This is a genomic window from Brevibacillus sp. AG162 (assembly GCF_006715575.1).
Classification (GTDB): domain Bacteria; phylum Bacillota; class Bacilli; order Brevibacillales; family Brevibacillaceae; genus Brevibacillus; species Brevibacillus brevis.
This window is the reverse complement of record NZ_VFNO01000004.1, coordinates 200,965-220,096: the sequence shown is the minus strand read 5'-3', so window position 1 is coordinate 220,096 and position 19,132 is coordinate 200,965. Positions and strand designations below refer to the sequence as shown.

Genomic DNA, 19,132 nt, shown 5'->3' with positions numbered 1-19,132 from the left:
CTAATCACGAACGATATAAGTGGGATTATACCGGATAATTACGTTTTCAGGCAACTATTCACGCAATAAATAGGTGGTATCGTTTTGTAATGTTCGTGTTTTCTGTTGACTTCCCTTCTACTCTCCCGCTACAATGAGTGAATAACCGAAGTATCGACAAAGGGAGTGTCTCATCAATGATCGTGCAAGATACCGTGCTGCGTAATGAGTGGATCGTCGCCTGTCGTTCGGTGGATGTGCAAGACCGCCCGATCCAGGTCACCATTATGGGCGAGCGGGTCGTCCTCTTCCGCAACGAAGAAGGAATCCATGCGTTTAAAGACCTCTGTATTCACAGAGGCGCTGCCCTGTCTCTGGGCTGTGTCCGAGAAGGAAAGCTGGTCTGTCCGTATCACGGTTGGGAATATGAAGCATCCGGAGCCTGTGTAAAAATCCCTCAGCTGCCTGCCGAGCAAGCGATTCCCGGCAAGGCGCGCGCTATTTTATACAGCTGTGCAGAGCGCTATGGATTCGTGTGGGTGAATCTCGCCAACCAATCTCCTGAGTTTTTTGCCCTGCCAGAATTTGAGGATCAACGTTTTCGAAATGTCATTTGGGGGCCACAAACAGTAACGGCCAAGCCGCCACGCATCGTAGAGAACTTTTTGGATGTAGGCCATCTGGCTGTCGTTCATGAGGGGTATTTGGGTGTCGAAACGCATATGGAAATCGGGGATTACCGCGTTCACCGGGACGAGAACGGTGTCATTCGCACGGATGAGATCAAGATTTTTCAGCCTGACCCGGACGGTACTGGTCAAGCGAAGCACGTCTATTACACCTACGAAATCCTCCGTCCACTCACAGTAAAATTTACAAAACGCGATGCAGAAAACGGCAATCTGATGTCTATTTTACTGACTGTGTTGCCGCTGGATGAAGCGCGAAGCGTAGCTTATGGCGTACTTTCTTTTAATTATGAGACGAACCTTTCCGATGAGGAAATCATCAGCTTCCAAAACCTCATCTTTGCCCAAGATAAACCGATCGTGGAAAATCAAAAGCCTGAGGACCTGCCACTCGATCTGCAAGTAGAGCTGTCCTTAAAATGCGACCGCGCGAGCATCGCTTATCGTCAATACTTGACGGAGATGGGTGTTACGTTCGGTACCGTATAAACGAAGAAAAGCCCGCCAACAAACGTTCATAAACGAATGTTGGCGGGTTAGATGTGTTTTGTTTATGATAGTAACAAAGATCTCACCAGTTAAGTCAGCCAAGGCAGAAAATCCCTCTTTTACTTTGAAGGAGACGTTTTATATGAATTGGCTTAAAGAAATACCAATCCCCCTCACCAACGATGAGCATTGGAACAAAGAAGACGTTATCTATTCATTTAGAAAACGCGAACAAGCATCCCTTCCTGAAACTCCTGATTTTATGCATGATATCGTCTTACAATGGGTTATAGCACCCTTTGTTGTTCATAATAATGTTTCTTATCGCATCGCCACCCATGACTCTCCATTAAAAGAATACACCTCTACAATCCTAACAAATCTTTTTCATTCAGTACGGGAAGTGTATGCTGATGGAAAGTTAGTAGAAATTAGACTAGAGGATTTAAAGCCGCATATTAAAGATTCGTATACCAAGCTGGCAGATGCAAATAAAATAGCCCCCCTGGTAACTGACTTTTATTTTAAGGAGAGTTTTGGATTAAGCAACCAGCTTGACTGTAAGCTGTTTGAAATGGACATGGATAAATATATCGATCAGACTACTTACCATGCCGAAACGAATTACACAAGGCTGTGGGAATATATGGCTAAGTCGCACTTACCGAATAACGAAATCACTGTATTGCCTTTTAACTGGGTGTTGAATGATCGTCTTTTAGAATCTCCCTTTCTCATATTCTTATCTCGCTATGCGAGTAAAGTCGTCTTAACTGTAAATCACAACGACCTAAATGTAAGGGCCATTTCTTTTAAAGCCCTGCCACTTTAAACATATGGAAAAGGACCTGCCAGCCCGCGTTTGTTCACATAGGCCAACAGGTCCTCTTTCCATCCCGCTTTTATAAAAGTGGAGACAACAACCGCGTCAACGATTCCAGCAAGCGCAAACGCAGCGGTCGGTTCACATACTCTCCCAATGTCATTTCCCGGCAATCAGCCAGATCGGAGACAAACAGTTCCTCCAGCTCCTCTGCCATCTGCGAATCGTAAATAAACGCATTCGTCTCGAAATTCAGCTTGAAGCTGCGAATATCAACATTGGCCGTTCCCACAGACGACAGCTGGGTATCGACCACAATGGCTTTGGCGTGCATGAAGCCTTTTTCGTAGAGGAAACAGCGCACACCACTCTTTAACAAATCGCCGAGATAAGAGTGAGTCGCCCAGAATACCATCAAATGATCAGGTCTTCCCGGGACCATCACCCGCACATCCACGCCGGACATTGCCGCCATTTTTAGTGCGGTCAGCATACTTTCATCGGGAACGAAATACGGTGTCTGCAAGTAAATCTTCTTCCGTGCCTTGTAAATCATTTTCAAAAAAGCATGCTTAATTTGCTCTTTTTCCGAGTTCGGCCCGCTCGAAACGATCTGAACGCCAATCGTGCCCTCGGCATGAATCTCCGGAAAATACGCGAGTGACTCATTCATTCTTTTTTGTGCAGACAAATTCCAGTCCAGGAAAAAGCGTGCTTGCAGCATGTACACCGCTCTTCCCTCAATTAGCAAATGAGTATCACGCCAATACCCCAGCTTCTTATCCTTGCCCAGGTATTCATCCCCGATGTTGAAGCCTCCGATATAGCCAATCTTGCCATCAATAATCGTCAGCTTGCGATGATTTCGGAAGTTGACCCGAAAATTCAGGAACGGAATCTTCGCCGGGAAAAAGGAGGCGACTTGTCCCCCTGCTTCTACCAGTGGGCGCAGGAACCGGGATGAGACACCCGAGGAACCTACCGCATCATAGAGCAATCGAACCTCGACGCCCTCCTGTGCCTTCTTCGTCAGCAGTTGAATGAGCTGTTTCCCTAAATCATCGTCATTTAAAATATAGTAGAGCAAATGTATATGCTCGCGTGCTTCCTCCATCTGCTTGAACATGAGGTTGAACAGACTATGGCCTTCCTTAAAAACCTGAATGGTATTATCCTGCGTATAAAACGCCCCATCACTTACCACGTTCATGAAAATCATGTCGCGGTGTCTCTCCATCTCAGGGTCGTTCACCTGTAGTTCACCATGGGCAAGCAACTGCTTTTGTCTATCGACCGCAGCTCGAAAATGTGAAAACTCACCTTCCTTGAGCCGATACAGCTTTTTCTTGCTTAGCTTATGTCCAAAAATCAGGTAAATGATAAACCCGATGCCCGGCAAAAACAGCAAAACCATCAACCAGGCCCAGGTTGCCGCAATGTTTCGCCTCTCCATGAAAATAAGAACGGCAGCCAAAATCAGGTTACCTATTGTAATAATCGCAAATATTTTTTCAGACAATGCCATCACACCACATCCACCTCTAGGATTTCTCCCATATTACAACATTTACTATTGGGATTCATCCTTCCTATCCATCTAGTTTGTCCTATGTTGCCAATAGCTTTCCGCTCTTCATGATACATTTGTCGTCCAAATACACATCCGGCTCTTTGACAACCAGATCAATATGTACCCCCGCGACAATCATCCCGCCAAACGTGTTGTTGCTGCCAAAGGCTACGTGAATCGTCCCGTACACCTTCTCGTCCTCTAACACCACTCCCGTGATACGCGCCTTGTCATTCGTTCCGATTCCGAATTCACCCAGCATCCGCCCGTCTTGGTCTCCAAGCATTTGCAGGAGGCGTTCAGCCGATGTTCCTTCTGCCTCTGTGATCCGACCATTTTGGACTGTCAGTAGCAGAGGCGAATCGATTTTCCCGATCCCGGCGATGGAGCCATCGACAAGGATTTGTCCCTCTGCCGTCCCTTCCAATGGGGCGATATACGCTTCTCCAGAAGGCAAGTTGCCCGATTCTCCGGGATTGACGTACATACCTGTACTCGGCACCCCATTGCGATCTGCGATAGAAAACGTCAGTGACTTGCCCGCTTTTTCGATTCGCACGGTACTTGCCCGTGTCAGCATCTCGGTTACGCGCTCGGTGAGTGCCTTTACTTGTGTATAGTCAGCGGAAATCGCTCCCGCAAGGAACATGTCTTCCGTAATAGCTGGCATGGTAGCCAGTCTTGTACCATTTGCTGCTGCTTCTTTGCGTGCTTTTGTATGCGTCAAGGAGTGCTGGGTCACACATACCACCACATCTGCGCTCTTCATCGCCGCTGCAACAGCTACAGGAGGCTCTTGCCCGGACTTTTCCCGCTCCTTCATGACCATCAGCATCGCTTCTGCCCCGAGCTGTTTCCCTGCTTCCCAGAGCGCCTCCCCGATGTCCCGCTTCCGCTCGTCGGCTACCACCAAAAACGTCTCATTCGCTTTCAACGCCAAGCAATTCATCAAAATGCCCTTGCTGGATTCTATCAATGTCATGCCGCATCATCCTTCTCATCTATTTATGGTTAGATTATATCCACTTTTTTCTTGCAAGCCCTTCTGTCTTCGCTAGATTAGATCGTTAGTCCTGCCCTTATCCTGTTTATCGGAATCTTCTTGCTTTTGCTGCAAGATTTAGTATGATTAGAATACAAATGAAAACGCTTAAGACAATGAGGTCTTCTACCCGCGCTTTATCAATAGGCGTGGGGAAGGCCTTTTTCTTTTTTAAAGAAAATGACAGCGTTTTCATTTGGGGGATCGAGAAAAAGAAGAAGGGGATGACAACAATGTCACACAGAAAAGCACAACACAAAACATGGTGGCTGACCATGCTGATGATCGTCGCTCTACTCGCGATGCAGATGCCAGCATTGGCCAAGGACACCAAAGTGCAGATGCTCGACAAGGGGAAATGGGCACCTGCGACTTATCAAGCCGTCCATGAGTTGATTGAGAAAAACGGCATCAAGAGTGCCTCCTACAAAGCCAACAAGAAGCCGTATGTCGTTTTTGACTGGGACAATACGAGCATCATGCATGACACAGAGGAAGCACTGTTTGTCTATCAAATCAACCATTTGGCTTACAAGCTCACACCGGAAGAATTCGGGAAGGTCATCCGCACAAATGTACCAGAGGGACCGTTTTCCGATTCGTATAAAAATGTCGACGGCAAGCCTGTCACACTCGATGCCATCGCGACTGATCTCGTAGCCGACTACACGTACTTATATCAAAATTATCAAGGTCTTAAAGGAACGAAGTCGCTGGAAGAAGTGACAGCAACAGAGCAATTCGCAGATTTCAAAGCCAAGCTGTTTTTCTTGTATGAAGCGATCAACGATACGCACAGCAACACGATTGGCTATCCGTGGGTCCTCTACCTCTTCACGAACATGACAGTGGAAGAAGTGCAACAGTTGGCGGAAGCATCCAATGATCTCGGTCTGGGCATGGCGATTCAAAAAGTAACCTGGACGAGCCCGAAATCGTTGGCAGGCAAAGCAGGTGTGGTGAAAGCCTCCCATACAACAGGTCTGCGCCTCACTTCCGAAGTAGCAAACCTGATGAACACGCTGCGTGCGAATGGCATCGACGTGTATGTCGTGAGTGCCTCCTTGGAGGATGTCGTTCGTGTCTTCGCCACTCTCCCGAAATATGGCTACAATCTCCCAGCGGAGAACATCATCGGCATGCGTCTGAAAACAGAAAACGGACGGATCACGAATGTGTACCAGCCTGACTACCCGATCACGGTAGCCCACGGCAAGACGGAAGTGATCCTGGATGTATTGGTGAAAAAGTATGGTCATGGTCCTATCTTCATCGCGGGCGATAGCAACGGTGATTTCGAGATGATGACAGAGCTGGACAGCGTGCAGCTCGCGCTAGTCGTGAACCGCGTCAAGGGTGGGAAAATTGGGCAGCAAATTGCCAAAGGTGCCGAACAGATGGGTAAATCCAACCCAACGGTAGTCCTGCAAGGACGTGACGAGAACACAGGCATGTGGATTCCGAGCGAAGCGACAATCCGACTTGGGCAGAAGGAGCCGCAGTTGGTCGCGAAATAAACAGGAAAAACCGCCCTTTGTACGGGGCGGTTTTATCTTTATGGATGGATAACTGGAATTCGCCACTCGAGTGGATATTTTTTCTGTACGGCATCTAGTCGTAGTGTAAGCTTCTCCGGGAGCTTGTCGATTTCGTCTTCTTTCCAGCTTTTGCTGTCCACTATCCAAAATTTGTACGTTACTCGCTCGCGTCCTGACTGGTCAGCAGGTCCTGTGGATTGAGTACTCCTTCTAGCACGGTAAGTGGTTCCCTGCCCATCTTGGGCTATCCACCAAGGCAAATAAATATCCGAAATATCTTTGGATAGTACCTCAACCTCCATTACCATTTGCTGCTTTTCCGAAAACTCATCTTTTTCCAGCTTGATGCCTTTCACTGTGAAGATATCTTCTCCCACTTGTTTGATTACGGGCTTCTTGTTCAACTCATCGGGATGGAAGGTGACACTCATATCATACGGTATTGCCTTGTGGAAGCTATTTATGACAAGCGTCTTTGCTTTCCCTTTTGGCAACGGATCGTCGTCCATGATCCAGCGGAAATGCCCATAGCGATCAATAGAATGAGATCTTTCTTTGCGCCTTTCCTTCCCCTTGCTGCCATCTGCCTCCTCGTAGTAATATCCCAGCATATATTGCTGATACGGAAGAAATGGAGCATAATCGGGGTCCGTCGTCTTTCCGGTTAGCTTTTTCGCCTCTTGTTCCAGTTGTTTTTTGGCCGCCTCTGTCCATTGTGTTTCCAGCTCAATTCGGGTGGTCGTTGGCGTGTTGACGATCTGGTGCAGGGTCATCTTCAATCCATGCTTCGTCACTTGCGTTTGATTGACAGGCAGCACAGTCGTTGCGGCCGTTGCTTTTGCCATCGTGATCGGAACTTGCAGCTTCCAGTTTCCTTTTCTATCACCGATTTCATCAAAATGTATCGACAACGTTTTCGGAAGGGGCTCCTGTCCTTTTTTACCAAGGAGAAACCGGATGAATCCGGCATTATCTTCAAAGGTTGTTCCCCACTTGTCAGAAATGACCGCCCCTTTGGCATCCAGCAATTCAACGGCATTGGATTCTGCGTTTGTCGCTGTCGGATATGTAGGGAGCAACTGCTTGCCATCCGACTGTTTTATCATTAAAGCTACCATTACCTGCGCCGAGTCAGCAATGATTTCCTTTACCTCCAAGGTAATCCCCTGATCGGTAACAGAAAGATTCGATGTTTCGGAGAAGCCTTGTCTCGCTGCCTGTTGCACTCCTTCATCGAACCCGTCTTGAGCAAAGATCGATTTGACATAGGCCGCAAACGTTGGGGACACTTGCATAGTTCCGAGCAGCCCGAGTACGACAGCGGAGGCGATGCCGATGGATGTCCATTTTTTGCTACGGTAAAATGGACGCCTTCTCACCTGCAACGCGTTATTCTGGCATGGCATTTGAAAACTCGGTATCTCGACAGCTCCCGCTACTTTCCTAAGCGTCTCTTGGATTTGCCTCTCCTCGTTAGTCATGAGTCATTGCCCCTTCCCGCAAAAAATCAGATGGAATGCAATCCTTGTCCAAGTGCTGTGCAATCAGCTTTCTGGCCTTGTGCATCCGCGATTTAACCGTGCCCTCGAAGGAACCCGTAATTTTGGCGATCTCCGACACGCTGAAGCCCTCGTAATAGTAAAGAATAATAACCGCGCGATGCTCCGCCTTCATGCTGCGAATCGCCTGCCATATTTGATGCTGCTCCTCTCGCTGGATCACGTTGTCCAGCGGTGTTGTAGCCTCCTCCGGGATCATTTCCTCATACTCCACCACAGGCTTCTGCTTGCGTACCAGATTCAGAGCCCGAAACGTAATGATCCGGTATAGCCAATTGCGAAAGGCCATTCCCCGTTTTGGATCGAGTCGGTCTATGTGCTGATACGCTTCGATGAGCCCTTCCTGAACGGCGTCCTGCGCCAGATGCTTGTCATGAATGATCAAGTACGCTGTCCGGTATGCCATCGCCAGATAGGGCTTGACCAATTGTTCAAAGGCTTCAGGCTCGCCCTCTTGGCATTTGGCAATCAACTCCCACTCATCCACAGCGTTCCCTCCCTTCGTTTTTGCTCTACTGTATATTCACGAGAACGCGGAGTTTGGTTCACGTTACATAGACGAAAAATATTAAACATGGAAAAACCCGTCCCCTGAACAGAAACGGGTGATTACTATTACAAGAACTTTCCACCTAAAGGCTAAGTTTCATTTTTTCCTCGACGTTTATTACGTCCCACTTATAAAACGAAGATTTCTCTAAGGTGAAAAGGAGATTCCCTGTATATACTTTTCGAATTCTATTATTTTCATCGTAATCTATCATTAGAAACTCTGCGATTAGCTGTATATGGTCTCCGGTTCCTTCGATTTGTCTAACTGAAATTTCGGGGGATTTTAGATTATTCTTAGCGGCAATATTTAGGTTGATTGAGTTTACACGAAATTCTTGACAGACCCGCTTAAAATAAAAGGAGAACATAAAAACATTTCTTTCTTAAATCATTCTAAAAACCTTTCAGTCTGATTACCTTGATCGCCTTATTATTCTGCTTTTGCCATTACATTGGTAGTATAAACTGATTTGTTATAGCCAACATGATTACGAATTAATGAATACTTTCCTTAAATGCTTTTATTCAAGATTTATAAATCAATAGGGCGCTCTTTCAACTTTGTACCACTCAGTTTTGCCCAATAAGGATATTAATTTGTCTCCATCTTCTTGTTTGTAGGAATCAAGATTAAAATGAGGAGTTATGTTGAATGGTTTGATGTAGTAACCCCCCTCTTTGGTTGCGGCGTACATTATATATTTGGCCTCTGCCGCACCTTCCTTCGTTCCATATTCAAACTGCAATATAGACAGGGAAGCAATGGTTCCTTCAAAGTCGCTTATTACCCCTTCATGTATCCAATTCAGGATTTTGTTTAAGTCCGGATCTTCGAAGTACTCAGCAATTAGTTCTGGTTGAGCTTTTATCGAGTCTTCACGATAGAGTTGTACCCATATTTCTTTTAGTTGTTCTTTTGGAAAAATAGATTTCAAATTTGTTTCGCTCATCGGGGCATCAGTACGTTCGGAGCACCCCATGATCAACACCAAAAAAGAAATCACCCAAAAAAATAAGGTTATATATCGAGCATGAATCATATCTTACCCTCCTCTATGTGCGGAAGCAACCTTCACTCTTTAATGAAGGTTGCTTCCCAATTTTGTTATGTCCAATCTGTTCCCCAATATCCCTTAAATATTTGATAGAACAAATAGTTACCTCCACCGATTGTTGGGGGCAGATTAATGTCCAAAGCATGAGGTGTATATTTGTACTATGAAACTCACTTTGTTCTCCTCATACTGTATCTTAAATGTCACATATTTCAGCGGCCATTCTTGCTCATAAGCCTTTACTTCTTCCCTAGTCAATCCTAACTTTATGGGGCCAACCCCTATTCCCGGCTCTACGATAATGTCCTCCATCGCAATCCCTCTCCATCCTTTTATTTCGAACTTGATACAAAACTTTTCCAACACGCCAGATAACCATTCACAACCTTTTAGTAATAGCAAAAAAACTCCCATACCAACAACTAAGGCGAAATCTAGCGGGCTGAGTATACTCTCGATATAGTTTATACACTTTAGTGATTAGCAGAAAAAGCACAAAACGAGAAAAGAATAGTATGTCACTGAAAAAGCCTCCACTATGTAATTGCAACGAAAATAGGGAGCACCTAAGCTCCCAGTTTCCTTTGTAATTATCGGTGATCTACTTTTCTGTCTACTTCGTAATAATCTTGCGGTTGAGAGAGACTTTGGGGAGCTAATTGGGAGAGGATGCAATGAGTTGTTCAACTTCGTTTCTAAGCTCAGAGATATCTTCTCCTGAATAATTTTCTTGCAGGAAATAAAGATTATTATGATGTTTATTACCATGTTCTATTACTTCCGGTGAAACTTGGGATAGAAGTGTGTTCTTGTCATTAATCTTTATTTTCCCTTGAACTGACCCTACTACGTTATAAACGTCATCGTCATCTTCTGTTAAGAAAACAAAATATTTATTTCCTTCTTTCATAGGAACACTTCCTTCAATCCCTTGCGTTATTACCCCAAGATCATCATTCCCTGATCTAGTTCCCGGCTTTCCTGATGGGATATATTTGGCCGCCTCTCTTTCATCGAATTCCCCTCCAGTTTCCAGTACAGATACTGTATCATCTATCTCTACATCACCTTTATAGACTTTCGTTAATCTTAATTCAGAGACGGTATATACACTAAGGTATTCATACTCAGGGTGATATACTTGAGAAATAACCTCAGCTTCGGCAATGATATCTGCATTTTCAGCCAGACCCTCCACGTCAGTGAATGTCTCCCTAAAATATGCTTCACCAGAAACTATTCTATAATCTGAATCACTGGAATAAAGAAAACTCTGTTTTTTCAAGTCACCTATATAGTAAACAGCAAGTCCTGCAATTGTTATTAAACCAATAGTAGCTAGTGCTATTTTTTTCGTAGATTTAAAATTTTTAATGCTAATCGGTAGTACTCCCCTTTCAACCAAATGATAAATCAGTAATAGAGGTACATGGCTACCCTCCAGCAAATTCGAGATTATTTTTGCAACTCGTATTCCCATGCCCCATTGTCATACTTGATTTTGAAAGACAAGGCTTCCCCATCTTGTCTAATGAACGCGAAATAGCCTTCTTTTAATGTCTCATCCAAAAGAATAGTCGGTATGGAATCACCGGGCTTAGCGTACTGTTGCATAATTTCGTCATGTATGCTGATAAACGGACCAGCTACATCCTCTTCATACTTTTCTCTCATTGTTTCTATAAGTGCTGATCTGTTAGTAAATTCGTTGAAAATCCATTTCTTACCGTTCTCATCAGTTATAGTAGCCATATTTTCCAATTTTTGATCTTTCATCTCGATTCCCATAGCATGAATTGCCTTCATGTGATTACCTTTTATATACGATTCTATGTCTTCACTCGCGTATAGACTACTACCTACGAAGACAACGCCGACTAAAAAAAGACCAGAAAGAATTACATTTCTTTTTTTCATACTGTTACCTCCTACGTGTTTTTATTCAGGCCAATCGGCTTCGGAAACTCGTTCAGAGATTGCTGTTGTACTATCTTGTATTTTCAATTACTACTTTCCATTGATCATTTTCTTTAATAACTGGAAGAGTTATATCTTCCGAAACATGTTCGTTCGAATAATGAAACGTAACACTCATTTTTTCATCTTCAATCTTTTTTAGCGATACGGAATCCATATCTATATCCATCTTTTGAGTACCAAAACTTTCGTACACTTTCTGTTTGTCTTTATCATTATCAAAGCGCTCATCAATTGTGTATTCAACCATAGTTGGAGTGTCACCGTTCTCAAGAGCTTCCAAATAGATTTGAACCGTTTCTTTTACTTCATTTTCCTCATTAACCGAAGCGTAAGTGTTGGAAGTCCAAATACCGCCAGTAACCACAACAGCCCCAAGCAGTAGGATTGCAGCAACTTTAGCAGACTTTTTCATGCTCTTACCTCCCAATTAACCAATGTGTTTATCTGTATATAATTACATGTTTTACCAGCGCGATAAATGGTACTAAAGAACCACTGACACCGAAAGCCGTTTTCACCGCTTATCATTGTAAATCCGCGTTTGGCTGGATGTCTCCATGCCCATCAAGCTAAGAACCTGCTTTTTGGAATCAAGTGATGAACACTCTTACTTTTTCATTCCGATTTCTTCTTTCGTGAAAGGTAATTTCCTTCGCTTGATGGGCATGGGGTCTGCTCACGATATAAAAAAAATAAGATATGAACCGAACCTTTTTCCGCTAAAGAGGCAATATAGTGTGTAAGCTGCTTATTCAGCGAACAAATAGAACAATCCGATTCACATTATTTACAACAAAAAGGAGCGAAGTAATTATGAAAAAACGATTAATTGGTGGAATCGTTGCTACTGCGATTTTGATTCCAGTTGCAGCATTTGCGGCTTCTGGCGTGATTGACAAGACTACAAGAACACCGATGACTTCTGAACAAGTCAAGGTGGATGAGGTTGGCAAATCAACGCTTGAGAAGCTGTATCTCGCATATCCTGAAACAAAATCGTTTGAGATTATCGATGCAAGCAACGCTCAAGGTGATGTTTCCAAAGGGAACAGTGTAATCAACGTGAAGCAAACAAGTATCGTACTACAGGAAAAAGGAGGAACCGGCAAAAAGATTACCCTCCATACAAACGGTATTACGGATGAGATTGAACACGTGATTCAAGAGAATTGGGAGCCTAAGGAGAAGTCACTCATTACTTTAACCGATCAGCAAATCAAGGCGAAGGTAAATGATCTTATTGATAAAATGTATGGCAACGTCGAAACGTACGAGGTTGCTATCGAGCAAATGGAGAATCCAAATCAAAAAACATGGATGTTGAATTACACCAATGAGATGTTCGATAAACCGGTCTACCAGGTTTTTGTTCATGACAATACCATTAGTCTTACTAAGATCGTAGGTATTCCTACAGCTGATACACCTTCTGATACACCTTCAAACATTAAAGTAGAGGGCCTATTCTCTATAAATGGTAAGCCTGATTATAGTGCTGACAACTTTTTAAACGATGAAAAACTGTTTGCTTTACTAAAAATCAGCCCGACAGAATTAAAACAAGAATTAGCAAAAGGTAAAACTGTTGTGGAGATTGCAGCATCTAAAAATGTCACGAAACAACAAGTGCTTGATGTGATTGCAGAAACACAGGCTAGAGGACAACTTCAAGGTGATGGAGTACCGATCACCGAGCAATCACTGAAAGAAATGATGAAAGCAGTTGAACCAAAAGTCGTACACATAATTGAACACAAAACGGAAACGGAATGGTAGAAAAACAGAGTCAACTGGGGTACACAAGTAAAAGAGAAGAGGCGGGAGAACCGCCTCTTTTTTTATGGACTAATTTTTCAGAATTCAGGCCCACAATAAGCCAGATAGTCTGGTTTATTGGACTCGAAGGGTAACATACTTTACTGGACTTTCTTTTGAATCAAACGTAAACCTTAGTAGGTTTCCATTGTTTTCATATTCCAATATAAACGTATGATCACCTGAGTCATCCACAAACTCTCTAGAGGGTTCTCCTAAGTTTTTTTTGATTTCCTCAGGTTTTCCAGTCATTCCAACAGTCTTTGGTTCGGCATTCATTAGGACGACTTTACTCGTATCCTTTACTTCATCAATTGAATTAGCATAGTCTTCGAATTGTAAATTAACCCCCTCATAATATACTGTGAATCCATACTCAGAATTTCCGCTTTTGATGGGGGTTCCGATTTTATCCAGAACCTCTTTCTTTGTTGCTCCAATGCCAATTAAGACACCTTCTAATTGCCCATTTTTTACTTTCTCTAAAGTGTCCGATTGAGCAGAATTAACAGTAATATCTTCAGTTTTTTCAGATATATTGGAGCAGCCAAGTAAAGTCATTGAGCTAAGAACTACAACAAGCAAAGCATTACGACATATTTTAGGCAGATCAACCACGCTCCTCATAAATTGATTGGTCAGTGGTAGGAGTACATCCGAGATGCTGTAAAAATAGATCATAGGCTAGTGATTTATTGGTAATTAATAACCGTACATTAATATGGATGCCGCAAGAAAAACGAAAATGTGGATTTACAAGGTAAGGAGTTCTAAAAGCAACTTCGAAATTATTTTTCCAACTCGTATTCCCATGACCCATTGTCATACTTAATTTTGAAAGACAAGGTTTCCCCATCTTGTCTACTGAACGCGAAATAGCCTTCTTTTAATGTCTCATCCAAAAGAATAGTCGGAATGGAATCGCCAGGTTTAGCCTACTCTTGCATAATTTCGTCCTGTACGCTAATGAACGGGCCAGCGTAGCCGCCTTCACTATGTATTCTGTCTTGATCCATGCATACACAGCCTAACGAGTGATCGATAGGGTAGATGCTATAGGCTTTCCAGTACCCAATAACCTCGTGAGGACTTAATATATGACAACTACCGCGGTGAAATAAATCACGAAACAATATTCTTGTCAAATTCTCGTAAAAAGCTGACGTAATCCCTTTGCAGATCATACGAATTTTAAGATGGCCTCTATTTTGGCATCATCGTTTGCTTTGTAAAAGATCGACTCATTTTTTTCATTTTTTATATGCAGTTCCCCGTTTTTTATCTCTTGACTTCCCGCGATCTTACTAATGAGGTTTCAAATGGATTACTCACGCGTTCACATCCTTCAATGAAAGTAGGAGAGCTGAAACTTTATGGAGTAACGATCAGAGAAATGGGATCTAGATAAGGAACAATACCATTTCCTTATACCTAACGAAGTACCGGTGGGCAGAATTTCGAAACACCAAAGCTGGGATTAAATTGCATACACGAATCATCTATCAGGAAGACACGATTTTTCCGTGCAAGAGCCGATTGAACTGAATTTATACGACAGGGAGTAGGTCGATTACCGATAGTTTAACGAGTACTACCAAAACGGAACGCAGCTTGTCACTCGACTAAAGGTATTTAAAGTGATCGAAGAGAAAGAGGGTATATCCGAGTAGTCCGAACTTGTAGGAAGCGATTGTACTGTTGGGGAATTCGTCTACATAACTTAAGCACCCAATAGGCTTGAGTGGAACGCAAGACAGAAAAGTCAATCTGATCATCTAAACAGTAATTATTTACTTTACTGGTATCGTTTTCAAATGGAGCTGTTCCTTAAGTGGGTCAAGCAACATCTTCCTATAAAATGATTCTATGGAACAATTGCTAGTACCGTTTTCACAAAAATGTGCAATCCTATTGATTCTAATAGATTTTACTTTCTTAAATCATTCCAAAATTTTATGAGTGTTATCTTTGTTTTGTTTGATAGTTTTAACGCAAGATTATTTATTATGTCTTCAAACTCTGCCCAAATCAAATATAAAATTCCAACTCCTACACAAATAGTAGCCCAAAATAGTGGCCCTTCACCAAGGAAATTTAACCATCGTTCATAAAAACCATCACTTCTTGTAACTCCTTGATAAAACAAAACTGTATAGAAGTAACGAGAAATATATAAAACAGTAGCCAAGGTACAAAATGCGACTCCTACTGCCCGTTTTGACAAGAAAATCATCCTTTACAAGTTTTCTTATAAACATTATTGTAACTTATTTTTTGTTTGTTTTTTAGCCTTTTTTTCTAAAATTGTAAAAAACAAGGAAAAGCCCTCGATAAAAACCGAGGACTCTCTTTATTTAATAGTACCAAGAAGCAAAGCAAGCACCAATAGGTTTATGGGCTTTTCCTTCCCCTGTTTTTCTATGTTTATAAAAGATAGAACTCCATTCATATACATCAAAGTCTTTTGAATTGTTTTTAGAGTACGCATCGATTACATACATTAAGCCATCATTTTTAGTATCATATGTTTCCTTAGATGAGATTTTAAATGCTGAAGTAACATTAAAACCTACACCTGCACTAACAATGTTAGCATTAATATTAACATTAGTGGAATATTGAGCTTGTTCTTCTTGTGAGACAATTAGTTCTAATGGTTTACCATTTCCTCTTTTACTTGTGCTAGCTATTTTGTCAGAGCCGCATGTATTATAGACTCTAGTCACTTGGACATAAGGGTCTCTGTGTCCCGTTAAGGGACTAACATTTCCGAATGATTTTTGTTCTGGTGATTCCACTATTGTAACTGCACCTACTACAGCATTTGGATGAGGTTTTTTAAAACCCATTTGTTGTGCAAATTTTTCTGGTTCTTCAATTTTTATTACTTTGTTTCCATTTTTATCTGTAGTTTCCGTGTATTTTAAAGAACGAACATCAAAAGATCTAGCAAAATCATTTTGTTTTCCTTTGTTTTTGATTTGTGCTTCAACTAAGGAACCTTGCGTTGTAAAAAGAAGGGCTAATGTTAGAGAAACTGCGGATGCTAGCTTTAATTTTTTCATACTTGAATCCTCCCACTATAAATTGTTGTTTTCTCTCTTTTACCGACTCGTTCTTGGATTTTTAACCATCGCGGATTCATTCTTTTTTCATCATTTTTGATTGAATAACCAGAATGTACTGATCCAATTGCTGACTTAATTCCACGACTTCAGCATCCAACAAATCACTCTTCTCTAAATACAATTGCACCAGTTGTCCGCGCAATTGTTCCACAATGTTTTTCAAATGATCAATATCGTGATAGGTTACTCCTTCTCGATCTAGAGGTAGCATGATACATTTACTTATAGGAGCTGTAACTGCTCCTCCTGCGGGCGTTCCTTTAACCTGTCGAAGGGGTGGAACGCCCTTTTTAAATGCAATTGCTGCTATAAGACTCACCCTCCTTACTTTACCACCGGATTATGCACTTGGTTTTAGTGGCACCTGTGGCTCTTCTTTTTAGAGATGTTCTTAGATTTCTATTGCTTCATGGAACATCAATATTTACCACCCCTTATTTTGAGATTTATTACATAATTAACCATAATTTGTTATGCGGGTTTTTACCAACTGCAAAAAATGGAATAAAAAAACATCCTGACAGAGGATGTTTCATCAATCTACGATATATTCACACTGACCTAACAGGATGCTAGCCGCCTAACTCGTTTTCGTTAGCTATTCGCTTATTCAAATTCCCTAACCATCCAAACAGGGCTATGTATGTAGGGATCTCGTCTTAAAATGAAGTTGTAGACACAAACAGTCTACAACTTCATTTTTGATAACCGGAATCTAATATTTCTCCTTTTTTCAGAAGAAACTGGCCATATTAAATTATGGCGTGCAAGACAAAGGGTGCACTTTTTGATTGGGCTATTGGTTCAGAATCTTACAAGTGCCCTTTTATTTTTCCAAATCTGGTTCGTCACTTTCTGCTAATTGAGGTGGCAACGGATCGTTTTTGTGATCCTCAATTTTTTCGAGTAAATTTTCCAAGGATGAAACTTTTTTATCTGCTTTTCCTTGAATAAACACTTTAGATTTCGAATCACTAACCTCATACTTTCCTTGGTAATTACCTAAGGTTATATAATGATCGGTTGAGCCATCTTTATTTTTCAGGGAGTCGTCTACAATTAAGAAAAGAACAACTTCTTCATCTTCTGTAAACGAAGCCTCATAGTCAGCTCTGATTACTGTATTATTTATCTCACCACCATACATCCGAACGACGACTATATCACCTTTTTCCTGGTTTCCTTTGAGAACTTCGTCTATTTCTACAGAAACATCTCTGTAGATCGAATCAGAAACCCCAATTTCTTCCGGTTGTCCACCATCTTCAGTATTCCATTTATCCTTATCAATATCAACGATAGTACCTTTAATAATCAACTGACTTCCGGCGGCTAACTCTTCGATACTATATCTAGGGACAAGTCCATGTCTGTTGATTTCAGTTACGTTTCCACTGACTAAACTTTGTGAATATATATTCAATCCGAACCCTAATGAAAAGCTGAAAGCTAATAGCCCGATAGCAATTGCTTTTTTATTAGTCATTCTTATCCCTCCTACCAGGAAATGGCATGGTAGCCATTTTCGTCGTCTTTACTAAGATTGTATCTAATTTCACTAGTTGATAATGATTCGTACATAACAGAGTCACCATATTTTAGCTTAGTTTCTTCATCTAGTCCCACAACATGCCCCATTTCATGTGCCATAATAGATTTCAAGTCAAAGCTTGATTTTGAAAGAGATGTAGAAGATATATTATGAGAGACATTAATCATAATATCTGCCTCCTTTTTTATTCCTGATTTATTACCCCAAGAAGGCGTTACTGTTTTAGATTTGTTAGTTTTCCCTATGCTAAGAAACTAAGCACTTTTAACTTGCGCGAAACCTAAATGTGCAGATGATGCAATTTTTGTCCTTTGAGATAGTGTGGTAGATTTCAACACTTTTACAAATGTGATATAATTCCAATATAAGGAATTCGTTCTAAAAGGAGGGTTTTTCATTTGAGAATGATACTTTCAGCTATTTTGCTATTGTTCAGCTTGACCGCATGTTCATCTGCAATTTCAGAAGATGAGTTAAAAGAACAAACTAAGAAGCATTTGGTTGAATATACTAAAATTCTTTACGAAGTCAAAAAAGAAGAATATGTAAAAACCCCTGGAGATTTTACTGCATATATACCAGTGATCCAAGAAAAAGCAAAGCCCTATTTAACTAAAAAGGAAGAGCCTGAAAGTCTGATCAAATTAAATATTGGTTTTACAGCTGCTTATTTAGCTTATAACGATATATTTTTGAAGGTAGAAGATGTAAAAATTACAGACTTCAAGAGAGATGAAACCACCGGATCACTAAATATTAGTTATACAATATTTTTACAAGACTCTTCAAAAAGCGATGTTAAGCAACAATCAGGTAGGGTAACTTTAATACCTGAAAATGAAACTTTTAAAATTGATTATTATTGGGACGATATTAGAACAAAACAGTTTAAAAATTAATTCAATATTAATTCTTCGGAGAATATAAAGAGAAGTACTACATTTCACTGTAGCACTTCTCTATTTTGTTCATAAATTTACATGAAACTATGACCTGGAATCGTGTCGTCGGTAGTTGATTCAATATCACTTGGATCAACAAAGATTGTAATAATACCACTCATTCCCACACCATCCATGTAGTGGTTAGTTAAATAATCCATAACCGGTTCACCGAGTTGCGGAGCTCCACTGCAAGCAAACAAGTTTCCACATTTACATCTGTAATAACTCCAATGTGAATTGATTGTTTTGCCCGTGTTTTTGTTCTTAATGATAGCCCGCGAGACAATCTTCATTTTGTGAATCCCATACAAAGTGCAATCATCTACTCCCATAATTAAAACCTCCTTGTTAATAGTAGAGACAAAGTATTTTTATAGCTCTTCACCGTTAAACGTGCTTGATCTTCCTCTAACGTAG

At 41.5% G+C, this 19,132-nt stretch carries 20 protein-coding genes; 5 read left to right on the top strand and 15 right to left on the bottom strand.

The features are described from left to right. The first annotated feature begins 176 nt into the window (after window positions 1-176). Window positions 177-1,157, top strand: coding sequence for an aromatic ring-hydroxylating oxygenase subunit alpha (locus FB479_RS14885; RefSeq protein ID WP_142065821.1), 981 nt, complete (start codon window positions 177-179; stop codon window positions 1,155-1,157). Window positions 1,158-1,299: 142 nt separating this feature from the next. Further along, entirely contained in the window at window positions 1,300-1,989 is a 690-nt protein-coding gene (locus FB479_RS14880) for a hypothetical protein (RefSeq protein WP_142065820.1), read from the top strand. Between the two features lie 70 nt (window positions 1,990-2,059). On the opposite strand, the gene cls is transcribed toward FB479_RS14880, so the two are convergent. Further along, on the bottom strand, window positions 2,060-3,505 hold the full coding sequence (gene cls, locus FB479_RS14875) for a cardiolipin synthase (protein WP_142065988.1): 1,446 nt from the start codon (window positions 3,503-3,505) through the stop codon (window positions 2,060-2,062). Between the two features lie 82 nt (window positions 3,506-3,587). Beyond that, window positions 3,588-4,532, bottom strand: coding sequence for an aminopeptidase (locus tag FB479_RS14870; RefSeq protein ID WP_142065819.1), 945 nt, complete (start codon window positions 4,530-4,532; stop codon window positions 3,588-3,590). 293 nt (window positions 4,533-4,825) lie between these two features. Between FB479_RS14870 and FB479_RS14865 the strand changes: the two genes are divergently transcribed. Further along, window positions 4,826-6,109 carry a haloacid dehalogenase-like hydrolase gene (locus FB479_RS14865; protein ID WP_142065818.1) on the top strand — a complete coding sequence of 428 codons (1,284 nt, stop codon included), beginning with the start codon at window positions 4,826-4,828 and terminating at the stop codon, window positions 6,107-6,109. A gap of 38 nt (window positions 6,110-6,147) precedes the next feature. Here the strand turns inward: FB479_RS14865 and FB479_RS14860 are convergent, their stop codons facing one another. From FB479_RS14860 to FB479_RS14830, 6 genes are all read right to left on the bottom strand, one after another. Continuing rightward, on the bottom strand, window positions 6,148-7,611 hold the full coding sequence (locus tag FB479_RS14860; RefSeq protein WP_106654886.1) for a DUF4179 domain-containing protein: 1,464 nt from the start codon (window positions 7,609-7,611) through the stop codon (window positions 6,148-6,150). Further along, the gene (locus tag FB479_RS14855) at window positions 7,604-8,176 is read right to left on the bottom strand and encodes an RNA polymerase sigma factor (protein WP_142065817.1); all 573 of its coding nucleotides are present in this window, start codon (window positions 8,174-8,176) and stop codon (window positions 7,604-7,606) included. Before FB479_RS14855 ends, FB479_RS14860 begins: the two co-directional genes overlap by 8 nt. Window positions 8,177-8,780: 604 nt before the next feature. Then, complete coding sequence (locus tag FB479_RS14850) at window positions 8,781-9,281, bottom strand: hypothetical protein (protein WP_142065816.1); 501 nt, start codon at window positions 9,279-9,281, stop codon at window positions 8,781-8,783. A 670-nt stretch (window positions 9,282-9,951) separates the two neighbouring features. Continuing rightward, window positions 9,952-10,776 carry a hypothetical protein gene (locus tag FB479_RS14840; RefSeq protein WP_255438403.1) on the bottom strand — a complete coding sequence of 275 codons (825 nt, stop codon included), beginning with the start codon at window positions 10,774-10,776 and terminating at the stop codon, window positions 9,952-9,954. Then, on the bottom strand, window positions 10,752-11,213 hold the full coding sequence (locus tag FB479_RS14835) for a hypothetical protein (protein WP_106654891.1): 462 nt from the start codon (window positions 11,211-11,213) through the stop codon (window positions 10,752-10,754). Before FB479_RS14835 ends, FB479_RS14840 begins: the two co-directional genes overlap by 25 nt. A 70-nt stretch (window positions 11,214-11,283) precedes the next feature. Next, complete coding sequence (locus tag FB479_RS14830) at window positions 11,284-11,688, bottom strand: Rv0361 family membrane protein (RefSeq protein WP_106654892.1); 405 nt, start codon at window positions 11,686-11,688, stop codon at window positions 11,284-11,286. Window positions 11,689-12,089: 401 nt separating this feature from the next. Here FB479_RS14830 and FB479_RS14825 point away from each other — a divergent pair, with 401 nt between their 5' ends. Further along, the gene (locus FB479_RS14825; RefSeq protein ID WP_142065815.1) at window positions 12,090-13,052 is read left to right on the top strand and encodes a hypothetical protein; all 963 of its coding nucleotides are present in this window, start codon (window positions 12,090-12,092) and stop codon (window positions 13,050-13,052) included. 114 nt (window positions 13,053-13,166) lie between these two features. Here the strand turns inward: FB479_RS14825 and FB479_RS14820 are convergent, their stop codons facing one another. From FB479_RS14820 to FB479_RS14790, 6 genes are all read right to left on the bottom strand, one after another. Next, window positions 13,167-13,718, bottom strand: a complete 552-nt coding sequence (locus FB479_RS14820; protein ID WP_255438418.1) for a YjgB family protein — start codon at window positions 13,716-13,718, stop codon at window positions 13,167-13,169. 1,300 nt (window positions 13,719-15,018) lie between these two features. Further along, window positions 15,019-15,315, bottom strand: coding sequence for a hypothetical protein (locus FB479_RS14810; protein WP_142065813.1), 297 nt, complete (start codon window positions 15,313-15,315; stop codon window positions 15,019-15,021). A 130-nt stretch (window positions 15,316-15,445) separates the two neighbouring features. Further along, the gene (locus FB479_RS14805; RefSeq protein ID WP_142065812.1) at window positions 15,446-16,156 is read right to left on the bottom strand and encodes a hypothetical protein; all 711 of its coding nucleotides are present in this window, start codon (window positions 16,154-16,156) and stop codon (window positions 15,446-15,448) included. Between the two features lie 76 nt (window positions 16,157-16,232). Then, window positions 16,233-16,538 (bottom strand): aspartyl-phosphate phosphatase Spo0E family protein, encoded by a 306-nt coding sequence (locus FB479_RS14800; protein WP_142065811.1) that lies wholly within the window; start codon window positions 16,536-16,538, stop codon window positions 16,233-16,235. 507 nt (window positions 16,539-17,045) lie between these two features. Next, window positions 17,046-17,705, bottom strand: coding sequence for a hypothetical protein (locus tag FB479_RS14795; protein WP_106654896.1), 660 nt, complete (start codon window positions 17,703-17,705; stop codon window positions 17,046-17,048). Window positions 17,706-17,716: 11 nt separating this feature from the next. Further along, complete coding sequence (locus tag FB479_RS14790) at window positions 17,717-17,959, bottom strand: matrixin family metalloprotease (RefSeq protein ID WP_370511690.1); 243 nt, start codon at window positions 17,957-17,959, stop codon at window positions 17,717-17,719. Window positions 17,960-18,169: 210 nt separating this feature from the next. On the opposite strand from FB479_RS14790, the gene FB479_RS14785 reads away from it, so the two are divergent. Continuing rightward, window positions 18,170-18,670: a hypothetical protein gene (locus FB479_RS14785; protein WP_142065809.1), complete on the top strand. Its 501-nt coding sequence runs from the start codon at window positions 18,170-18,172 to the stop codon at window positions 18,668-18,670. A 77-nt stretch (window positions 18,671-18,747) separates the two neighbouring features. Here the strand turns inward: FB479_RS14785 and FB479_RS14780 are convergent, their stop codons facing one another. Beyond that, window positions 18,748-19,047, bottom strand: coding sequence for a hypothetical protein (locus FB479_RS14780; protein WP_069849760.1), 300 nt, complete (start codon window positions 19,045-19,047; stop codon window positions 18,748-18,750). Window positions 19,048-19,132 lie beyond the last annotated feature (85 nt).

Excerpts from the sequence above, each read along its gene's own strand:
- FB479_RS14780 (WP_069849760.1), bottom strand. The coding sequence starts at position 19,047 with ATGGGAGTAGATGATTGCACTTTGTATGGGATTCACAAAATGAAGATT.
- cls (WP_142065988.1), bottom strand. The coding sequence starts at position 3,505 with ATGGCATTGTCTGAAAAAATATTTGCGATTATTACAATAGGTAACCTG.
- FB479_RS14870 (WP_142065819.1), bottom strand. The coding sequence starts at position 4,532 with ATGACATTGATAGAATCCAGCAAGGGCATTTTGATGAATTGCTTGGCG.
- FB479_RS14885 (WP_142065821.1), top strand. The coding sequence starts at position 177 with ATGATCGTGCAAGATACCGTGCTGCGTAATGAGTGGATCGTCGCCTGT.
- FB479_RS14880 (WP_142065820.1), top strand. The coding sequence starts at position 1,300 with ATGAATTGGCTTAAAGAAATACCAATCCCCCTCACCAACGATGAGCAT.
- FB479_RS14805 (WP_142065812.1), bottom strand. The coding sequence starts at position 16,156 with ATGAAAAAATTAAAGCTAGCATCCGCAGTTTCTCTAACATTAGCCCTT.
- FB479_RS14795 (WP_106654896.1), bottom strand. The coding sequence starts at position 17,705 with ATGACTAATAAAAAAGCAATTGCTATCGGGCTATTAGCTTTCAGCTTT.
- FB479_RS14820 (WP_255438418.1), bottom strand. The coding sequence starts at position 13,718 with ATGAGGAGCGTGGTTGATCTGCCTAAAATATGTCGTAATGCTTTGCTT.
- FB479_RS14840 (WP_255438403.1), bottom strand. The coding sequence starts at position 10,776 with ATGGGAATACGAGTTGCAAAAATAATCTCGAATTTGCTGGAGGGTAGC.
- FB479_RS14830 (WP_106654892.1), bottom strand. The coding sequence starts at position 11,688 with ATGAAAAAGTCTGCTAAAGTTGCTGCAATCCTACTGCTTGGGGCTGTT.
- FB479_RS14865 (WP_142065818.1), top strand. The coding sequence starts at position 4,826 with ATGTCACACAGAAAAGCACAACACAAAACATGGTGGCTGACCATGCTG.
- FB479_RS14825 (WP_142065815.1), top strand. The coding sequence starts at position 12,090 with ATGAAAAAACGATTAATTGGTGGAATCGTTGCTACTGCGATTTTGATT.
- FB479_RS14860 (WP_106654886.1), bottom strand. The coding sequence starts at position 7,611 with ATGACTAACGAGGAGAGGCAAATCCAAGAGACGCTTAGGAAAGTAGCG.
- FB479_RS14835 (WP_106654891.1), bottom strand. The coding sequence starts at position 11,213 with ATGAAAAAAAGAAATGTAATTCTTTCTGGTCTTTTTTTAGTCGGCGTT.
- FB479_RS14850 (WP_142065816.1), bottom strand. The coding sequence starts at position 9,281 with ATGATTCATGCTCGATATATAACCTTATTTTTTTGGGTGATTTCTTTT.